Annotated in this window: 16 protein-coding genes; 8 read left to right on the forward strand and 8 right to left on the reverse strand. The window is 70.5% G+C overall.

The window, feature by feature from the left end; all coding sequences use genetic code 11:
* The first annotated feature begins 426 nt into the window (after positions 1 to 426).
* The 4 genes from ACIRL2_RS28015 (at position 427) to ACIRL2_RS28030 (ending at position 5,301) form a co-directional block, all read left to right on the forward strand.
* A complete protein-coding gene (locus ACIRL2_RS28015) occupies positions 427 to 2,586 on the forward strand; it encodes an arylsulfatase (protein WP_402235508.1) in 2,160 nt (719 codons plus the stop codon).
* Between the two features lie 7 nt (positions 2,587 to 2,593).
* Positions 2,594 to 2,788: a hypothetical protein gene (locus tag ACIRL2_RS28020; protein ID WP_402235511.1), complete on the forward strand. Its 195-nt coding sequence runs from the start codon at positions 2,594 to 2,596 to the stop codon at positions 2,786 to 2,788.
* Between the two features lie 648 nt (positions 2,789 to 3,436).
* Complete coding sequence (locus ACIRL2_RS28025) at positions 3,437 to 3,625, forward strand: hypothetical protein (RefSeq protein WP_402235513.1); 189 nt, start codon at positions 3,437 to 3,439, stop codon at positions 3,623 to 3,625.
* A gap of 311 nt (positions 3,626 to 3,936) precedes the next feature.
* A complete protein-coding gene (locus ACIRL2_RS28030) occupies positions 3,937 to 5,301 on the forward strand; it encodes a phosphotransferase (protein WP_402235516.1) in 1,365 nt (454 codons plus the stop codon).
* Between the two features lie 205 nt (positions 5,302 to 5,506).
* Here ACIRL2_RS28030 and ACIRL2_RS28035 read toward each other — a convergent pair whose 3' ends face one another.
* The 6 genes from ACIRL2_RS28035 to ACIRL2_RS28060 all read right to left on the reverse strand — a co-directional run bounded on the left by ACIRL2_RS28035 (position 5,507) and on the right by ACIRL2_RS28060 (position 9,226).
* Entirely contained in the window at positions 5,507 to 5,926 is a 420-nt protein-coding gene (locus ACIRL2_RS28035) for a DoxX family protein (RefSeq protein ID WP_402235519.1), read from the reverse strand.
* Between the two features lie 80 nt (positions 5,927 to 6,006).
* Complete coding sequence (locus ACIRL2_RS28040) at positions 6,007 to 6,300, reverse strand: YdeI/OmpD-associated family protein (protein ID WP_402235522.1); 294 nt, start codon at positions 6,298 to 6,300, stop codon at positions 6,007 to 6,009.
* 58 nt (positions 6,301 to 6,358) lie between these two features.
* A complete protein-coding gene (locus ACIRL2_RS28045) occupies positions 6,359 to 6,772 on the reverse strand; it encodes a VOC family protein (RefSeq protein ID WP_395868675.1) in 414 nt (137 codons plus the stop codon).
* Between the two features lie 313 nt (positions 6,773 to 7,085).
* Complete coding sequence (locus tag ACIRL2_RS28050; RefSeq protein ID WP_402235525.1) at positions 7,086 to 7,961, reverse strand: HEAT repeat domain-containing protein; 876 nt, start codon at positions 7,959 to 7,961, stop codon at positions 7,086 to 7,088.
* A 211-nt stretch (positions 7,962 to 8,172) separates the two neighbouring features.
* Positions 8,173 to 8,454, reverse strand: a complete 282-nt coding sequence (locus ACIRL2_RS28055; protein WP_395868671.1) for a hypothetical protein — start codon at positions 8,452 to 8,454, stop codon at positions 8,173 to 8,175.
* Between the two features lie 322 nt (positions 8,455 to 8,776).
* A complete protein-coding gene (locus ACIRL2_RS28060; RefSeq protein WP_395868669.1) occupies positions 8,777 to 9,226 on the reverse strand; it encodes a winged helix-turn-helix transcriptional regulator in 450 nt (149 codons plus the stop codon).
* A gap of 119 nt (positions 9,227 to 9,345) precedes the next feature.
* On the opposite strand from ACIRL2_RS28060, the gene ACIRL2_RS28065 reads away from it, so the two are divergent.
* Positions 9,346 to 10,263 (forward strand): alcohol dehydrogenase catalytic domain-containing protein, encoded by a 918-nt coding sequence (locus tag ACIRL2_RS28065; RefSeq protein WP_402235529.1) that lies wholly within the window; start codon positions 9,346 to 9,348, stop codon positions 10,261 to 10,263.
* 828 nt (positions 10,264 to 11,091) lie between these two features.
* Entirely contained in the window at positions 11,092 to 13,119 is a 2,028-nt protein-coding gene (locus ACIRL2_RS28070; RefSeq protein ID WP_402235532.1) for a HelD family protein, read from the forward strand.
* Between the two features lie 177 nt (positions 13,120 to 13,296).
* On the opposite strand, the gene ACIRL2_RS28075 is transcribed toward ACIRL2_RS28070, so the two are convergent.
* A complete protein-coding gene (locus tag ACIRL2_RS28075) occupies positions 13,297 to 15,168 on the reverse strand; it encodes an enoyl-CoA hydratase-related protein (protein WP_402235535.1) in 1,872 nt (623 codons plus the stop codon).
* A 306-nt stretch (positions 15,169 to 15,474) separates the two neighbouring features.
* On the opposite strand from ACIRL2_RS28075, the gene ACIRL2_RS28080 reads away from it, so the two are divergent.
* Positions 15,475 to 15,675, forward strand: a complete 201-nt coding sequence (locus ACIRL2_RS28080) for a hypothetical protein (RefSeq protein ID WP_395868661.1) — start codon at positions 15,475 to 15,477, stop codon at positions 15,673 to 15,675.
* Between the two features lie 282 nt (positions 15,676 to 15,957).
* Positions 15,958 to 16,869 carry an alpha/beta hydrolase fold domain-containing protein gene (locus tag ACIRL2_RS28085; RefSeq protein WP_395868659.1) on the forward strand — a complete coding sequence of 304 codons (912 nt, stop codon included), beginning with the start codon at positions 15,958 to 15,960 and terminating at the stop codon, positions 16,867 to 16,869.
* A gap of 330 nt (positions 16,870 to 17,199) precedes the next feature.
* Here ACIRL2_RS28085 and ACIRL2_RS28090 read toward each other — a convergent pair whose 3' ends face one another.
* Positions 17,200 to 18,747 (reverse strand): ABC transporter substrate-binding protein, encoded by a 1,548-nt coding sequence (locus ACIRL2_RS28090; protein WP_395868657.1) that lies wholly within the window; start codon positions 18,745 to 18,747, stop codon positions 17,200 to 17,202.
* Positions 18,748 to 18,760 lie beyond the last annotated feature (13 nt).

Below are 18,760 nucleotides of genomic sequence, written 5' to 3' on the forward strand. Positions count from 1 at the left end.
CGGCGGGTGTCCCGGCGCCCGGTTCCCGACGGCCCGTTCGGCGGGAACCGGCTCGGCCCGCCGGTACGTGCCCCGACCGGGCGGGTGGGCGAGTGCGCAGAAGGGGCGAAGGCTGTTCGACTTCGACCAGGGCGGGCAGCGCGCGGCGACGGTCGAGGCGTGGATCAGGCCCTACCGGATCACCGGGTCGTCCTCGGTCGGGGCCTCGAATCGCCTTCTCGCCGGAGGCCCGGACGGCGCACCCCGGTCGCCGTGGTGGAGGTGGCGTCCTAGCGTGGAGGAGCCCGGGGCCCGGCCGGAGCCGACGTCTCCTGCCCGGCTGTCGATATGGATCCCGCGTCGATGGCAGGGCTTCGTGGTCGTGGCAGGCCGCCCGGCCGCACACACATCACCGGCGCTGGTGCCGCCGGTGGGACGGAGACCGAGATGGCGCAGTCGTCGTGGAGCGAGTACCGGCCGGGGCAGCGGTTCCCGGGGGTGATCGGGCGCACGACCGACGAGTCGAGTCCGGCGTGGCCGCAGCCGGTGCGGGCGGTGGCGGGTGCGCCGAACGTGTTGTTCATCGTGTTCGACGACACGGGGTTCGGGCAACTGGGCTGCTACGGCAGTCCGATCGAGACGCCGAACCTGGACGCGCTGGCCGCGGGCGGGCTGCTGTACAACAACATGCACACCACCGCGCTGTGTTCGCCGTCGCGCTCGTGCATCATCACGGGCCGCAACCACCACGCCAACGGCATGGCGGCGATCACCGAGCTGGCCACCGGCTACCCGGGCTACGACGGGCGCATCCCGTTCGAGAACGGGTTCCTCTCCGAGATGTTGCTCCAGCACGGCTACAACACGTACATGGTCGGCAAGTGGCACCTGATGCCCTCGGAACAGGAGTCGGCGGCGGGCCCGTACGACCGGTGGCCGTTGGGGCGGGGCTTCGAGCGGTTCTACGGATTCCTGGGCGGCGACACGAGCCAGTGGCATCCGGACCTGGTGTACGACAACCACCAGGTCGAGCCGCCGGCCACGCCGGAGGAGGGCTACCACCTGACGGAGGACCTCGTCGAGCGGGCGATGTCGTTCATCGCAGACGCCAAGCAGGTCGCCCCGGACAAGCCGTTCTTCCTGAATCTGTGCACCGGCGCCACCCATGCCCCGCACCATGTGCCGGCGGAGTGGGCGGACCGTTATCGGGGACGGTTCGACGACGGCTGGGACGTCTACCGCGAGCAGACCTTCGCCCGGCAGAAGGAGCTCGGTGTGGTGCCGCAGGACGCGCGGCTGTCTCCGCACGACCCGGACGTGCCCGCGTGGGAGTCGCTCACGCCGGACGCGCGGCGTCTGGCCGCGCGGATGATGGAGGTCTACGCCGGGTTCCTCGCGCACACCGACCATCACATCGGGCGGCTGCTGGACTTCCTGAAGGAGACCGGCGAGTTCGACAACACGCTGATCATGATGGTCTCCGACAACGGTGCGAGCGCCGAGGGCGGAGTGACCGGCACCACCAACGAATTGCAGTTCTTCAACAACGCGCCCGAGGCGCTGGAGGAGAGCCTGGCCCGGATCGACGAGATCGGCGCGCCGACCACGTTCAACCACTACCCGTGGGGCTGGACGTGGGCGGGCAACACCCCCTTCCGGCGGTGGAAGCGCGAGACCTACCGCGGCGGCACCAGCGACCCCTTCCTCGTCCACTGGCCCGCCGGCATCCGCGCCCGCGGCGAGATCCGCGGCCAGTTCGCGCATATCGTCGACATGGTCCCCACCGTCCTGGACGTCCTGGGGATCGAGGCGCCCGCGACCATCCGGGGCGTTACCCAGTCACCCATCCACGGCGTCAGCTTCGCCCATACCTTCGACGACGCCGACGCGGCGACCCGTCACCGCACGCAGTACTACGAGATGCTCGGGCACCGGGCGATCGACCACGACGGATGGCGGGCGGTCTGCCCCTGGCCCGGCCCCTCCTTCGCCGAGGCCGAGCGGCCCTTCGGCACCCCGATCACCGTGACGGACCTCGACGACCTCGACGCCCACCACTGGGAGCTCTACCACGTCGACGAGGACATCGCCGAGACCCGCAATCTGGCCCGGGAGCACCGCGGCAAGCTGATCGAGATGATCGCCCTGTGGTACGTGGAAGCCGGGAAGTACAACGTGATGCCGATCGACGGCAGCGCCTTCGAGCGCGTGATGACCGAGCGCCCGCAGATCACCGAGAACCGGACCGGCTACACCTTCCGCCCCGGCACCCAGGTCCTGCCCGCCGCGGTCGCCCCCCCGGGTCCTGAACCGGCCGCACAGTGTCGTCGCCGACGTCGAGATCCCGCCCGGCGGCGCGGAGGGCGTCCTGCTGTGCCAGGGCGGCAACGCCGGCGGCTGGTCGCTCTACGTCAAGGACGGCCGGCTGCACTACGCCCACAACTACGTCCAGCGGGCCCTGTATCACGTGGTCTCGGGCGAGAGCGTGCCCGAAGGGCGGCACGCGTTGCGTTTCGAGTTCGAGCCCACCGGCGCCCCGGACATGGCCCACGGCAAGGGCGCGCCCGGCCGCGCCCAGCTCTACATCGACGGCCGCCTCGTCGGTGAGAGCGACATGCCGGTGACGACCCCGATCACGTTCAACCCGGGTGGCATGGCCTGTGGCGCCAACCCCGGATCGGCCGTCACCCCGGACTACCGGCCGCCGTTCCGCTTCACCGGCACCCTCCACAGCGTCACCGTCGACCTGTCCGGTGACCTGATCGTCGACGTTCCCAGCGAGATGCGCATGCACATGGCCCGCCAGTAGGCGGGCCGCCCCACGGAAAGGACCGGCCGGCGACGTCTCCCCGACGACGGCGACTCGATGACGCACGACATCGATGCCTGGTACCGGCGGATGACCCACAGTCGAGCACGCGATCGCGGCCGGGCTCGCCGCCGGTGAACCGGAGAACGTCGTCGCGCGGGAGGAGACGAACCGGCGGCGCGCGGAGTCCGCCGGCCTGTGGAAGGCGGAACGGGGCGGGAGTTGCGAGTCCGGAGCCGCGTGGGCTCGTGGCCTGAGAACCCAGGCCGGACACCTCGAGCGCCTCGCGGTCCTGGAACCCCCGCTCGCGGACGAACACATCGCCGAGGCGCGTGAACTGCGCGACATGGCCGTACAAGTAGAGGGGATGCCCGGGCCGTGCTGAGGCCCGAATGGGCCGCGTCCGCCCCCGACCGGCGGAACGCCCCCGCCCCGGCCGCCGGCCGCGTCCCGGCACTTCCTGGACCGACACCGGATCCCTCGCCCGAAGTCCTGGCGGCCCGCAGGCAACCGAACCGACGAGGGCGGATCAGTGGCGCGACACATCGACGCCGAACGTCACCTGATTGCCACGCACCGTAAGGTGTCGCGTCCGTCTCCGTGCCATGGTGACTGAGAACCCACCCCCCACCGGAACGGAGTTCCCGCATGGGCATCAAGGACGAGATGCAGGAGAAGGCCCAGCAGGCCAAGCAGAAGATGCAGGGCAAGCAGGACGAGGCGTCCCAGCGAGGCCAGAGCGAGCAGGAGCGTCTGCGGCGGCAGGCGGACGAGGCCCGCCGGCAAGGCCGGCCGAGCTTCGACGACATCCAGGACGAGACGGACGACCGCCTCTGAATCCCCGGTCGCAAGCGTGGGCCCGCTTCACCGCATCGGTGTGGCGGGCCCACGCGCGTGCCGGACGGTGGGTCTCGCCTGGCCCCCGACCGGGCACCGCCTCGGTACACCGATCCGTGGCGGGCCCGGCACAGCGGCTGCCCCCGGACACGATCACCGCCCTGAGCGCCCATACTCGTGAACAGAGCCAGGCGACACCGCCGTCACCGGCCCGCCTCGCGAGAGGGTGACCCCATCGCGACCCGGAGGATCGGGGGCACGAGACCGGCAGCCGGGCCCGGATCACCCGAGAACTGCGATGGGAAACGAGCGTGAGGGAGCGTCACACCGAGCCCGTGGACGTCCATCTGATCCTGCGTCGCGACAGCGTCGACGGGACGCGGGTGCTGCTGTCGCGTCGGGCCGGGACGGTGTATGCCGCCGGCCTGTGGCATCTTCCGTCCGGCCACCTGGACGGTCCGCACGAGGACGTCGTCGGCGCCGTGATCCGCGAGGCGGAGGAGGAGACCGGCGTGGTCGTGGACCCGGCCGACGTCCGCGCCGCGGTCACGGTGCACCATCGCAGCCCCGGCGGGGGTGCCCGGGTCGGGTTCTTCTTCGAGGCGCGGCTCTGGCGCGGAACTCCGCGGGTCATGGAGCCCGCCGTGTGCGATGGGATGGCGTGGTATCGGCTCGACGCGCTGCCGACGCCGATGGTGGCCTACTGTCGGGCCGGGCTCGACGCCTATCGGGTCGGCACCCGGCTCGCCGTGCACTTCCAGCAGCCCGGCGACCCGATCGCGTACGACCCGACGGCGGATCGACTCCGTCGCGTCCCGGCCGTCGGCGACGCGGACCCGGTCCCGCCCACGGCTGTGCGAGAGTTCACCGAACGGGCGGTCGGCCGCATCGCCGAGTGGTCGGACGCATCCTGGGCCCGGGCCGACAGCCGGGTCTGGCGGGCACACGGCGCCGCGGGTGGCCTGTGGTTCGTCAAGATCCACCAGAACGAGCGTTTCCACGATCGCGAGACGAGTGCCTACCGGAGTTGGGTCCCGCGGCTGGGAGGTGCCGCGCCGCGGCTGATGGCCGCCGACGCGGATCTGCGAGCCGTTGTCGTCACCGCCGTTCCGGGTCGCTCCCTGCACGGCGCCGTCCACCCGCCCGACGTCGAGCGACGCATCTTCCGCGGCATCGGGGCACTCGCCGCCTCGATTCACCGCAGCGCGCCGGCCCGACGAGCGGACGGAGCCTGCGCCGGCCTCGAATCGTTGGAGCGACTCCTCGACGGGGTCCGCGGCCATCTCCTGCCCGGTGACGAGGACTTCGTCCGCGCCGCGGCGCGACAGGCAGCTCGGCTGCCCGGTCTCGATCTCGTCCCCGTCCACGGCGACCTGCAACCACGGAACCTGCTCTGGTCCGATGACGCCACCGTGCGTGTGATCGACTTCGAGCGCAGCGAACACGCCCCCGCCGTACGGGATTTTGTACGCCTGTCCGACGCCTGGACGGGACGCCCGGATCTGCGCGCGGCGTTCCTGACCGGGTATGGCAGGCCGCTCAGCCGGGCCGAGGAGGAACATCTGACCGCCGCGTCCGCACGCGACGCCGTCTCCGGGATCCGGTACGGCCGCGAGCACGGCGATCCGGAGCTGGTCGAGCGCGGGCGCCGCACCCTGGCCCGCCTGCGCGCCTGACCCACCGCAGCGCGGGCGAGTCGGATCGGGCGGACCGCGGGCGTCGGTCTCGAACCGAGGTAGACCCGGCTTTCGGCTGCGTCGTGGACGATCTGGACCAGGGCGAGGCGCATTCCGCCCGAGAGAGTCAGCCGGTGGTCGAAGCGCGGGCTTGCCGGTTGCCGCGCTCAGTCCGTGGTGTGCCGGTGAGGACGCGGTTGCGGGGCTACGCCGTTGTCATTGCGGGCTGTTGGCGGGCAGGGGCTCGCAGGAGGTCCCGCCAGTCGGAGGGCCAGGTGGTCAGCGCGAGCAGGCCCATGACGACCAGGTGCGCCGGCGCGGCCCAACTCTCCACCGCGGGGTCGTGGTTGACGATGTGGGTGGTGACCGCGCCGGTGAGCACGAACATCAGCGTCGTGGCACCCAGGAAGCGCGTTCGCTTGTCGGGGATCGCGAGCAGGACGGCCGCGAGGCCTTCCAGGGCGCCGACGACGAAGCGCATCCAGGAGGGGTAGCCCCAGTCGACGAACTTCGCGGAGTACGCCGAGCTGAACATCGTGTCGCCCGGCCAGTACTTGGTCACGGCGCCCAGCGCGAATTCGAGGGCGAGGAACCAGTACAGCACGGTCATCAGGCGCTTCGGCATGTGTGTTCCTTCGGTGGCGTGGGGCAGGGTCGGGCATCCGCGCGGCTCTTGTTGTGCCGGCGGAGTCTCGATGTCGGGTGTCAGCCCCGTAGGGCGGTGATGGCCTTCTCGATGCGTCGTTGGCGCGTTGCGGGCTTCTTCGCACTCTCGACGGCGCGCACGTGCTCGCGCTTGCGACTGAGTGTGAGGTTGTCGTACGCGGCGCGGGCGCGGGGGTCGTCGTCCAGGGGTCGGGCGAAGTCCGCGGGCTCGACGACGTCGCGTGGTTCGGTGTCGAGTTCGACCTCGGCCTCGACCGTGTCGCCGATCGCGACGCCGGTCGCCGGCCGGTCGCCGTGCTTCGCTCCCGTTTCGCCCAGCGGGGCCGTCGCCATGCCCGGGACGGTCGCGGCACGCGCCTCGCCGTCCCGGGCGGCTGTGAACGGAGAGCGGCTACTCCGCGTAGAGCTGGTCCTTTCCCCGGGCGCTGAAACCGAGGCTCCAGATGTAGCCGTCCGGATCGGCGAAGGTACCGCCGTATCCGCCCCAGGGCAGGTCGCCGGCGGGCTTGAGGATTTTGGCGCCGGCCGTTGCGGCCTCCGCCATGATCTCGTCGATCCGCTCCCGACTGCGGACGACGTAGGTGAGTACCACCCCGCCGAAGCCGGTTCCGTCCGCGCCTGTGCCCACCTGATCCGCCAGGCCCTCACGGCCGTAGAAGCCGACCGGCGAGGCGCCGTCCGACTCGAAGAAGACCGAGACGCCGAAGTCGTCCTTGATCTTCCAGCCGAGCCCCTCGGTATAGAACTGCTTGGCCCGGTCCATGTCCCGGACACCGAGCAGGATCGCGCTGACGTGCGCCTTCATGCCATGACTCCTTGTGCTTGAGGGGTTCCGCGTGCCGTCCGGCCGGACGGCGGCCCGGGCCCGCCGTTGCATCGGCGCGGGTTTCGCCGGTCAGTACGTATGACCGGCGCGGGCATAGGAATGTGACATGGTCGAACCGGACCGGCTGAGCGCACGGTTCGCCGAGCACCAGGACCGCTTGCAGGCGGTGGCCCACCCGCGTGCTCGGCTCCCCGAGAGAGGCCGAGGACGCGACGTCTCCGATGCCGCGCGATCCCCCAAACGCGCAATGGTCGCCGCCTTCCAGCCGCCGGCCGCGCTGCGGACGGTGTCGCTAGCCGATGCGGCGTCGGGCTCGGAGGACGACGGCGACGACGGCGTCGGAGATTTCGTCGCCCACTGCCACACGGACTTCCGCGACGGTTCCGGACCGGTCGGCGCACAACCGTGTCTCGAACAGCTCGCTCTCCAATGTGACGAGAACGTCGCCGTTCACCACGGTCTGCCCGGGCGCCGGTACCTCGGTGACACGGGACGGCTGGAGGGGGGAGGACGCGGTGAACTCTTTGAGTTCCAGGTCCAGCCACACGGGTCGTGTGACCGGGCCGCCGATGCGCTCCTCGATGCGGGCGAGAGCCTGCTCGGCCATCATGGCGGTGCGGTCGTCCTCGGCGAGCCAGGCCAGCAGCGGGCCGATGGCACGCTCGTCACCCAGGTGCCCCAGCACTTCGAAGGCCGTCCAACGATCGTCCTCGTCACCCAGGCAGGCGACGATCGTGTCGGTGTGTGCGGCGGATCCGTGCTTCACCATGCCGTGGAGCGCCTGTCGGCGGGTGGAGCCCGGCGAACGCAGCCCACGCTCGAGGATCGGCAGCACGCGGGGATCGGAGAGTCCCTGGAGTGTCCACATCACGACGGGTTCGAGTGCCGGGTCGTCGGCGACCGCGTCGAACAGGGCGTCGGGAAACGCCTTCGCCAGGAGCGCCTGCAGTGTGGAGAGGCGTTCGAAGGCCTCTCTCCCCAGGGCGTCGAGGCGTTCGCGTACCTCTGCCAACGCGTCGTTCCAGGACGGTGCGGCGCGGCCGGCCCGCGTGTCCAGAAGGCGCGACAGGCTCACCGGTCCCGCGGCCACCAGGCCGTCGTAGGCCCGATCCTCACCGCACACGTATTGCACGATGAGGTGGTCGATCCCAGCGCCTTCGATGTCCATCGAGTCGTTCCTGCTCTCGTGTGCTGCTACTGCACGTGCACGGCCGGTCGGCGTGGAGGAGCCGTCGGGTTTGCCCGTCGGATGGCGGGGAGAGTCGGCGCGGTGTCGAGGGCTTGGCGGGTGGTGTGTCCGTTCCGCGCGCGGGACACCGCTCCCGCAAGGGGTTCCGGCCCTTGCGACGCCGAACAGCCCGAAGTCTTCCCGCGTGTCGTTATGTCGTGGCCTCGCGCCATGTCCGGTACTGCTCCCGAACGTACCGCAACGGCTGGTCGACATCGGCGCGGTCGTCGTGTTCGACCAGGCCTCGCGCGGCGTGCAGTGCCGACGCGAACAGCGCCGTCCCGCCCGACGTGTCGGCGAGCGCGACCCGGTCCAGGACGGCCGCCACGCGCAATAACAATTCTCGGCCGGTGGACTCGGCCAGGCCCGCCAACTCCACCGGGATCGGCGGGGCACCCTCGTACGGGTCGTCGTGCGCGATGTCGTCGGCCACCCACCCAGGGTGTCGGACGTCTGCCCGAGGTGTCCGGGGATCGGCGAATTCACCCGGTGCGAAGGCGTGTCGGCGGCGCAGCCGTGTCGGGTCGGGCGCGGACCTTGGACGCGCACGAGAGTCACGTCGGCAGATCCGAGCGTCTGCACAAAGGGCTCGCAGCCCGGCCGCCACGAGGATGTGGTGCCACACCCTCGGAATCCGCGCGTTCTGCGCGCAGTGGAACGGAGTCCGGGCACAGGGGCAGCGGGTGGGGACGGCTCGGGCACGACCGCCTACGCCGGGGGAGGCGGCGGCGCCGGGCGGACTGCCCCGACCCTAGTCAGTGTTCGGCTGCGGCGCGGTGGTGTTGCTCGCGGTTGGCGAGTACGTCGGTCATGTGTGTTTCGGCCCAGTCCTTGAGGCCGGCTATGACGCGATTCAGGGACAGACCGAGTTCGGTGAGTTCGTAGGTGACGGTGACGGGCACGGTGGGCGTGACGGTCCGGGTGACCAGGCCGTCGACTTCCAGGGAGCGCAGGGTCTGGGTGAGCATCTTCTGGCTGGCGCCCGCGAGCCGGCGGGACAGTTCGGAATAGCGCATCGTCCGGGGACCATCGCCGTGGTCGACCCCGGGGCGGTGCGGGCCGTCGCTGCCAAGGGCCGCGAGGATCAACGCGACCCATTTGTCGGAGATGCGATCGAGCAGTTGGCGGCTGGGGCAGCCCTCCATGAACGCGTTGTAGCTCGTCTTCTCCTCGGCCCGCTGCTGGGCCGCCGTCCGCGTCGACATCGATCGCTCCTTCGGTGCCCGAGGGGGCTAACGCACTTTCAAGTGCCTTCTTTTGTCACGAGGTTAACGAAACCAGCATGGAGCACGGAAACGATCACCCCACCGCGAAGGAACAAGTCATGAGTGCCGCCACTTTCCGCACCGCCGTCGTCCGCGTCCCGAACGGGCCCGACTCGATCGAGATCATCGAGGTGCCCGTCGCCGAGCCCGGCCCCGGCCGGATCCGCGTCACCATCGCCGCGGCGACGGTCAACCCCACCGACCTCGGCGTCGCGGCGGGCTTCTTCCACTCGACAGGTCTGGTCCAGCAGCCCGAACACACCGGCCTGGGCTGGGAGTTCGCCGGCACCGTGGACGCGGCCGGGCCGGGCGTCGACCTGGCCGTCGGCACCCGGGTGGCCGGCCTGGTGGTCGGCTTCGACCGCGACTACGGCACCTACGCCGAGCAGATCGTGGTCGCGGCGGCCGACGTCGCCCCCGTCCCCGACGACCTGGACCTGCCGGCCGCGGCCACGGTCCCCCTCAACGGTCTGGCCGCCGCGCAGGTCGTCGACCTGCTCGGCGACGCGCCCGCCGGGGCCGACCGGCTGCTGGTGACCGGCGCCGCGGGCGCGGTCGGCGCGAACGTCACCGTCCTCGCCCAAGAACGCGGCTGGCAGGTGACCGGGCTCGCCCGCACCGGCGACGAGGAGTTCGTCCGCGGCCTCGGTGCCGACTTCACCACGCACGCCGAGCCGGGATGGGACGCGGTCGTCGACGCCGCACAACTCAACGACCAGGCCCTCGAACTGGTCCGCGACGGCGGCGCCTACGTCGGTGTGCGGCCCGGTCTCGCACCGCCCGCCGAGCGCGGGATCGCGGTCACCACGCTGTTCACCTCGTCCGACAGCGCCCGACTCGCCGGCCTCCTCGCCCGCGCCGCCGCCGGCGAACTCCCGGCCCGTGTCCACGCCGTCGTCAACCTGGACCAGGCCGCCGACGCCCACCGGGCCACCGCCAAGGGCGGCCTGCGCGGCCGCTACATCATCCGCCCCTGACCAGCCCGGCGCCGAGCGCGCCGCCCACCGCGATCACCGGCACCCACCCGCCGGAAGCCTCGAACGCCGGGGGCCGGTCCCTGCCGCGCAACCGACCCCCGGCCCGACCCGGCCGTAGAGGATGTAGAGCCCCTCGGCGACGTATGGGGTGATCCCCCACGCCGACTCGGCATGGGCGCGGTGCTCGCCCTCGGGCAGGTCCGACCGGTCGAGGGCCGGTCGAGGGCTTTGACCCATTCTGCGCTCGTCTCCTCGGTCGGGTCCCCGGACGAGGCGACCGGATGCCCCTGGCAGTGAGCTCGATGGGGCGAGGTCGCCTCACCGGCTCTTCCGTCTTTTCCCGAGTGCGGCAAAAAATCGCAGGCATCCGAGAACGGGGATCGCCCATAAGGCATACGGGCATCGAGATTGCAACCGGCAATAAACGGAACGGCGGAATGCATGATTTGCCATACGGTCGGCCGTCATGGATTCAGTCGCAGGGTCATGAGGCAGTCCTGTATGCCCTCGGTCTTGCCGATGCCGCCAAGCGCGCCACCCGGCCCGGCGGACAGCTCTAGATCATCGTCGTGTGCACCGATTCAACGCTCATTCGATACTCGGAGGAGCCGCAGCAGATCTTTATTTTCCCAGGTCAGGGCCCCATTGCCGGTCTGACTGATGCAGGGCGTGAGCGTTCGTACAGGTTGGGGCCACGGCGCCCCGAGTAAGTCAAGCCTTATTTTCGGAGAATTATGACCATATGATCTTGGCTCGAATCGAAGGAGTCCCCTGTTGTCGCAAGCGAACGACCCTGCTGTGTGTGCGGTTGCATCGGAGCGGGCTTTTGTGTCCACCTTGTACGACCTGCTCACCGAGCGGCTTTCCGAGGCGCGAGTACACCGAGCGAATGTGCTGAAAGCTCCGGCGGAAAGTGCCGATGAGGCATACGAGAGAGAGATCGCCGCCGAGCGTCTGGCCAGGGAAATCGGCCGGCTGGAGGGCGCCGAAAAGGGGCTGGTCTTCGGCCGCATCGACTGGACGGATGGCACGGCCCTGCGCATCGGGCGGATCGGCCTGCATACGGAGGACGACGAACTGCCTCTGCTCGTGGACTGGCGCGCGAACGCGGCGCGGCCCTTCTACGAGGCGACGCCGATCCACCCGATGAATCTGCGCCGCCGCCGGCACCTGCGCCTCGAGGAACGCACGGTGGTCTCGGTGAGCGACGAACTGCTCGACGGTTCCGCCCCGACCGACGAAGACGTCGTGGGTGACGGCCCGTTGGCCGAGGCCTTGTCGGCGCGGCGTACCGGCAGGATGCACGCGGCCGTCGCGACGCTGCAGGCCGAGCAGGACGAGATCGTCCGCTCCGCCCACCGCGGGGTGACAGTGGTGCAGGGCGGGCCCGGTACGGGCAAGACGGTGGTCGCCCTGCACCGGGCGGCGTATGTCCTGTACGCGTTCCCGCGCGCCGCGGAGCAAGGTGTCCTGGTGGTCGGCCCGAATGCCCGGTTCCTCGACTACATCTCCAGGGTCCTTCCCTCGCTCGGTGAGAACGACGTCGTCCTGGCGACTTGCCACGAACTGGCCGGAGTGTCCGCGGACACGGTGGACCCGTTCGATACGGCGCGTCTCAAAGGCAGTTCCGACCTCGCCGATGCTCTGGCCGGCCTGTTGCTCGTCCACCAAGCTCCCCACGGCGACTTCACCGTGCGGGTCGGACAGGAATCGGTTCACCTGTCCGGCGAGGACGTTGCCACGGCACGCGACGCCGCCGTGGCAGCCGCACCGGGGCACAACCCCGCACGCCAGGTGTTCAAAGAGCTTCTGGTCGACGCCGTCACCGACGCCATGCAACGAGACATGGGCGACCTTCTGGAGCAGATCGACGCCGATGCCGCCGCGATGACGGGCATGGACCTCGACCGGTTCACTGGTGCCGCCCAGCGCCGTGTGGAAGGTGCGGCCGACTCGGGTCCGGTCCACGAGCTGGACCTGGACGCCATCCGGGCCGATCTCCTCGACGACGCCGGCGTCGACCGAGCGGTCGAGGTGTTGTGGCCGCGGCTGGTACCCGGTGACCTCGTGAAGGCGCTCCTGACGAATGCCGATGCTCTCGCCGAGCGCCTGCCCCGATTGACCGCGGAGGAGCGGTCACTTCTGCTGCGCGGTCCGGACCACCCGTGGACCGATGCCGATGTGCCGTTGCTGGACGAGGCTGCGAGCCTGGTCGACGGCCCGCCGGAGCGGACGTACGGGTACGTCGTCGTCGACGAGGCGCAGGAGCTGACCGTCATGCAGTGGCGGATGGTCGTCCGCCGCTGCCCGGCAAGGGCGATGACTTTGGTGGGCGACTTCGCCCAGGCCGGCCCGGTCGCGACGGCACGCGACTGGAAGGAAGCACTGAGCCCGCACGTCGGACCGCGGTTCAAACTGCACAACCTGACCGTCGGCTATCGCACCACGCAGGAGATTCTGGAGAGTGTCCGAGAGTTGCTCGCGCGGATCGCTCCGGACCAGAAGCCGACACGGTCACTGCGAAGCGGTGAGAGCCCTCGCACCGTGACCACGCCTCCGGACGGGTTGGTCACCGCCGTCGCCCGGGAGCTCCGAGCCCAGAGCACCGCCTACCCGGGCGAGCTTCTGGGAGTGCTCTGCGCGGACACGAGGGTGGCCGAACTGACGGCCCAGGGTGTCGCACAACACGCACGCATCGTGCCGGCATCCGAAGCACGCGGCCTGGAATTCGACGGTGTCGTCGTCATGAACCCCGAGGAGATCATCACGGCCCGCCCCGGTGGGGAAAGGGACTTGTACGTCGCCCTGACCCGGGCCACCAAGCGCCTCTGCACCATCACCGTCCAGCCCGCCTGACGGATCAGCGCCCGCGTCGTTGCCGCGGGCGCACCCGGTGCGGTACGGACACCGGCCCGCGCACGGGGCTGCACCCCGCCTCACCACTCGCGGCCGCACCCGGCATCACGCGGCCCGGTCCAGGCCGACGGCGTTCGGATCCCGGCCTCGCGATCACCGGGTCTGCGTGGTGGGGGATCAGAGCTTGAAGACGAATCGGTGGCGTTTGTGTGCGAAGCCCTGGCGGTTCGCGAACATGTCGAAGGCCATGGCCTCGAGTTCCTCGGTCTCGTACGCGGCGACCGGCTTGAAGGCGCCGTCTGCGGCAAGAGTCTTGCGTTTGCTGTCGAGGGTCTGCTCGTGTGTTGCGACTTCCGCCCGGGCCAGGTCGGCCAACCACCTGTCGAAATCGGTTTTCCTCGCGGGGCCGATGCGGTCGAGGAGGCCGATGGCGAGTGCGGTCTCGGCATCGATCGGCCTGCATTCGGTGGTGAGTCGTCGCGCCGTCGCGTCGCCGACACGCCGGGGCAGGGTGTACGTGTGAAGTTCCGAGCCGCTCAGTCCCATGGTCGCGTAGTGCGGGTTCAACACGATGCCCGGACGAGCGACGACCACGTCGGCCCCGAGAGGAAGCATCACACCGCCCGCGCCCGCGTTCGCTTCGAACGCCGCGATGAGGACCTGTTCGGTGGTGGTGAGGATGGTGCGGCAGACGGCGTTGATGGCCGTGATGTTCAGCCACGCCTCCATGGCCGGTTGATCGGCGGCCTCGATGACGTTGAGATGGATGCCGTTGGAGAAGAACTCGGGTCCGCCCCGCAGGACCAGGACCTTGGTGTCCTGGGTCGTTGCCTCGCGCAACGCCGACAGGAGTCGTCCACACTGGCGTGTGCTCATGGCGCCGTTGTAGAAGTCGAACGTGAGGTATCCGATGTCGCCCTCACGCCGGTACCGGATATCCGTGTACGGCGAGCACGTCGCTTCGGGCAGGGCCGCGATGTCCACGCCGTAATCGCCGCGCGCCAACGTTTGTACCGCGGGAAGCTTGCAGGCACGGGCCGTCGGTTCGGCCTTGGCGCGCATGTGTCCGATCCATACGCTGGAGTCCCGGGCCGCCACGCGCACGGCTTCGTGATGCCGTGCCACGATCGTGCCCGGGAGCGCTCCGGCCACCGGGCCGTCCAAGCGCGCGTCGTACAGGTAGGCGGCCCGGGAACCGATGTTCGCGAGCACTCCCGGGAACCCGTCGGCCGCCGCGATCGATCGCACGATGTCCGGTCCCGGTGAGTCCCACCGGAACGCGCGGTCCGTTTGTGACATCGCCGGGCGCAGGCGAGCCGAAGGCACCGCCTTCGGGTACTGCTGTGCCGGCACGGGGAGGAATGCGGGATCCGCGGCTTTCTCGGCGACCTCGAGAACGCATTCGACGGCCGCATCGGCGACGGGCCCGTTGTAGACGGCCGACTTGCGTGCCGGAGGTTCACTCATCGGGAACGTGCGCGTCGCCCAGATGGGTCCCGCGTCCATTTCCTCCACGGCCGACAGGGCCGTCACGCCCCAGAGCGGCTCACCGTCGGCAATGGCCCAGTCCAACGAGGAAGGTCCGCGATCGCCGACCGGGCCCGGATGAATGACGACCGTGGGCCAGGTTTTCCAGACGGACGACGGGATGCGCGTCTTCAGGAACGGGCAGATGACGACTTCGAAATCCGCCGGGGCGACTGCCCGCAGAATATCCGACCCCTCGGCGACCACGGCGAGTCGCACCTGGTGGCCGGCCGCCCGAAGAGCCAGGTCGGCACGCTGGGTCAGGCCATTGTTGCCACTGGCAAGGAGAAGGATGCGTCGCACGGCGTTTCCGTTCCATTTGTCGGATCGTCGGATCCGAACATTCGTAGAGGCCATGCGCCTGCGAACGCGAACGTTCATCGCGAACATGTCGGTGTAATGCATCTCGCTGACGGCGACCCCCGTGAGTAGGGAGGCACCTGCTGCGATTGCCGCAGGTCCCTTCACGGTTAACGCGAACCACAGGGCCGTGGTCGCGGCCACCATGGCGATCTCGATCAAAAGGACGACCCCCGGGTTTTACTCGTCGGCCGGGTCGGCCGGGTCGGCCGGGTCGGACACGCCGGCGCCGAGGGGCGTGGAGAGGATGCCCGGCTCATCGAGCCGCCGTCCGTTCCGACCGGACAGGTGTCGGGTCCGCCGTGGCGAGAGGGCAGGGACCCCCACCCGCCCGATCGATCACGACGTGTCCGTACGGAGCCGTATGGCGTGTCGGTGCCGCGATCGGTACCCCGTCCGGCGATACTGACCGGTCCGGCACGGAGCGCGGACTCCGCAGGTCGGGTCGGTGCGGCGGACGGGGGTCGGATGAACGTCGGCGACAAGGTGAGGGCGGCCAAGGATCTCGACGGGTGGGCGCAGGCGTCCGTGCCCAAGGACTCGGTCGGGTTCGTCACCCACACCGCGTTCGGGCGCCTGGACGTGACGTTCACCGTCGCGGGCGTGTTCGGTGGCACTCGGGAGGTGCGGGTGACCGTGGACCCGGAGCAGATCGCACCGACCGTGTGACCGTCCTCCCGGGTTCGTCCCCGACGCGGTTCCGAAGAACGACGCCTCCGCCGCTCGGCCGATACTCGGCCGGGGGAGCGGCTGGGGCGCCGCATCCGGGGGCGGCGTCCGGTCGTTGACAGGATCGTGAGAGGCCCGCACACACGACCCGATGGGTATCCGACTTCCGGCGCCGTACGGCACGGGGAGTCGGTGAGTTCCGTGCCCGAAGTGGCCGCCCGTGGAGCGGGTACCGCGGGGGCGATCGTCACCGTGTGATGGCCTGGCAGAAGGAACACCGCCTTGCCAGCCCGTATCCGCTGCGCAACAACGGCACCCTTGCTGCGGGAACTGATCGCCGCACCCCACCCCGACCACGCGCCGCTGCCGTCCGCGGCCTCGAAGGCGCCCGGCCGCCGCGAGATGCGCGCGGTGCCGTACGGCAAGCTCGAGGGCAGCCGTCCGCTGGAACTCGACCTGTGGCTGCCCGAGACCGACCGGTCCGAGCCGCTTCCGCTGGTGCTGTTCGTCCACGGCGGTGCCTGGCGCCGGGGGCGGCGCGACGACATGGGGTTCCGTACCCGCCGCTGGAATCCCGGGCCCTTCGCGCGCCTGGCGAAAGCGGGCTTCGCCGTCGCGTGCGCCGACTATCGGCTCAGCGGCGAGGCCACGTTTCCCGCCCCGCTCGACGACTTGGGCACCGCACTGCGCTGGCTCACCCTGCGCTCTGCGGAACTCGGCATCGACACCCGGCGGACCGTTGTATGGGGAGAGTCCGCCGGTGGCCACCTCGCCTCGCTCCTGGCCCTGACCCACACCGACCCGCGGCCCGCCGGTGCCGTGGTCTGGTACGCGCCCGGCGACCTGACCACCGCGCGGGGCCGCTTCACGCCCGAGGACGCCACCACCCCCGAGGCACTCCTGCTCGGCGCGGCTCCGGCGGCCGTCCCGGAGCGCGCCCACGCCGCCGGTCCGCTCGCGCACGTGCACCCCGGCGCGCCGCCGTTCCTCCTCGTCCACGGCGACGCGGACACCCTGGTCGCGTGCTCGCACAGCGAATCCCTGGCCTCGGCACTGGATCAGGTCGGGGCCCCCGTCGACTTGTGGACGGTGCCCGGCGCGGACCACGGCTGGCACGGACTGCCGGACGCCGCAGTGGCGGAGATCTTCGCCCGGTCCCTGGCCTTCGCGCGTCGCGTCACCACCCACTGCTAGGCCCTGTCCGGCGGATCTTGGTGGATCGGGCCGCGTCGTGAGCGCAGCGAGGAGCCCGAAGGGCGGATGCCGTGCATCGGCGTGCCGGAGAAGCAGCCGCATGGTGGTTCTCTTCGGCTGTTTCTCCGGTGCGGCGAGGCGCGGTGCCGGGCGGCGCGGACCCCCCAGGATCCGGCGGACAGGGCCTGGGTTCCGCTTCGGGCGGCCGTCATGGTCGTCGCCCGCGCCCGCGCCCGTCGGACCCTGACCCGGAACGCACCCGCACCGTCCAGCGGCTGCGGTCGACGCCGCGCGAGTACCTTCCCGCCGAATCGCGGTCCGCGCGGGCGGTCAGGCCGCGTCGGTGCGGCGCAGGGATGTGGGCAGGAAACCGCCGCCGTCGACCTCGAACGCGTAGCCCCGGGTGAAGTAGGGGACGTTGCTGTCGATGAAGGTGATCACATCGATTCGCTTCATCAACTCCTCCTCCGCCGCGGTCCATTCGGCGCAGCCCGCGGTGTCCGGCTTGGCCATCGCGAGCGCGGTCAGGCGCTCGTACTCCGGGTTCCGCACGGAACCGAAGTTGAGGCCCTCGGGCGGCTTGGTCCCGGAGTAGAACGGAAGCATCTGGTCGGGCGTGCTCAGTGACAGCGGCGCCCACGCCACGTCCCACTGGCCGGTCATCAGCGTGGACACCTTCGTTGCCGGCGTGGTCGGCTGCAGGGTCACCCTCACGCCGAACGACTTCCACTGCTTGACCGCCAGCTCGGCCGCCGCGACGACCTGGGTGCCGGACAGGCCCGGGTAGGGCACGGTGATGGACAGTTGCCGCCCGTCCTTGGTCCAGTACCCACCGGACTTCTTCCACCCGGCGGTGCTCAGCAACTCGGCGGCGCGGTCCACGTCGTGCGTCGGCAGGTTGGCGGTGACCGAGTCGGTCGGACAGGGAGGGGACATCGCGGTGCCCAGTCGGGTCGGCCGCACTCCCTTGCCGCCGGTGGCGACCGCGCCGAGTTGCCGGAGGTCGATCGCGGTGACCAGCGCCCGACGCACCTGCGGATCGGCGGTGACCCGGTTCGGGTCCTCGTTGAACAACAACTGGCCGAGCGGGTCCTGCATGGCCGTGGACTTGATCCCGGCCGCGGCCAGCCGGGATCGATCGGGGCCGACCACCGTCGTGACGTCCAACTGGCCGCCCAGGAGCAGATTGGTCCGGGTGGACTCGTTGCCGATCACCTTGAAGACCACCCGGTCCGGGGTGCGGGCGTTGTCCACGCCGTCCGGACCCCAGGTGTAGCCCTGCCGCTTGGTGAAGGTGAAGTGGTCGCCCGGTACCGCCTCGGTCAGCCGGTAGGGCCCGGTGCCGTCCGAGGCGTGGTCCAGCCTGCCCTGCGCGCGCATGCCGGAGGGGCACACCAGTTGCAGCGTCGCGGCATTGCGCAGCAGGAAGGGAGTGGGCTCCGGCGTCTTGAACGTCAAGGTGCCGGCGGCGTCGTCGGCGGAGACGGTGAGACCGGTGGGCACGATCATGCCGAGCATGGGCGACGCGTTGGCCGGCTCGGCGATGTAGGCGTACTGCGCCGCGATCGCGGAGGCGGTCAACGGCGTACCGTCGTCGCACGTGACGCCGCGCTTGAGGGTGAAGCTCGCGGTGGTCGCGTCGGTCGTCCACTTCTCGGCGACACCGGAGACGATGCGCCCGTCGGGCTGGATGTTGAGCAGCCCGTCGTAGGAGAAGCGGTTCAGCATGAACGCACTCGCGTTCAGCGCGGTGAGTGGATTCAGGCCACCGGGATCGGCGATGACCCCGACGGTCAGCGTGTCGCCGTCGCCGCCGGCGCCACCCCCACCGCTCCCACCGCATCCGGCGGCGAGCAGACCCAGGACGAGGGTCCCCACGACCCCACGCGAG

Source organism: Embleya sp. NPDC127516, from assembly GCF_044765325.1.
Classification (GTDB): domain Bacteria; phylum Actinomycetota; class Actinomycetes; order Streptomycetales; family Streptomycetaceae; genus Embleya.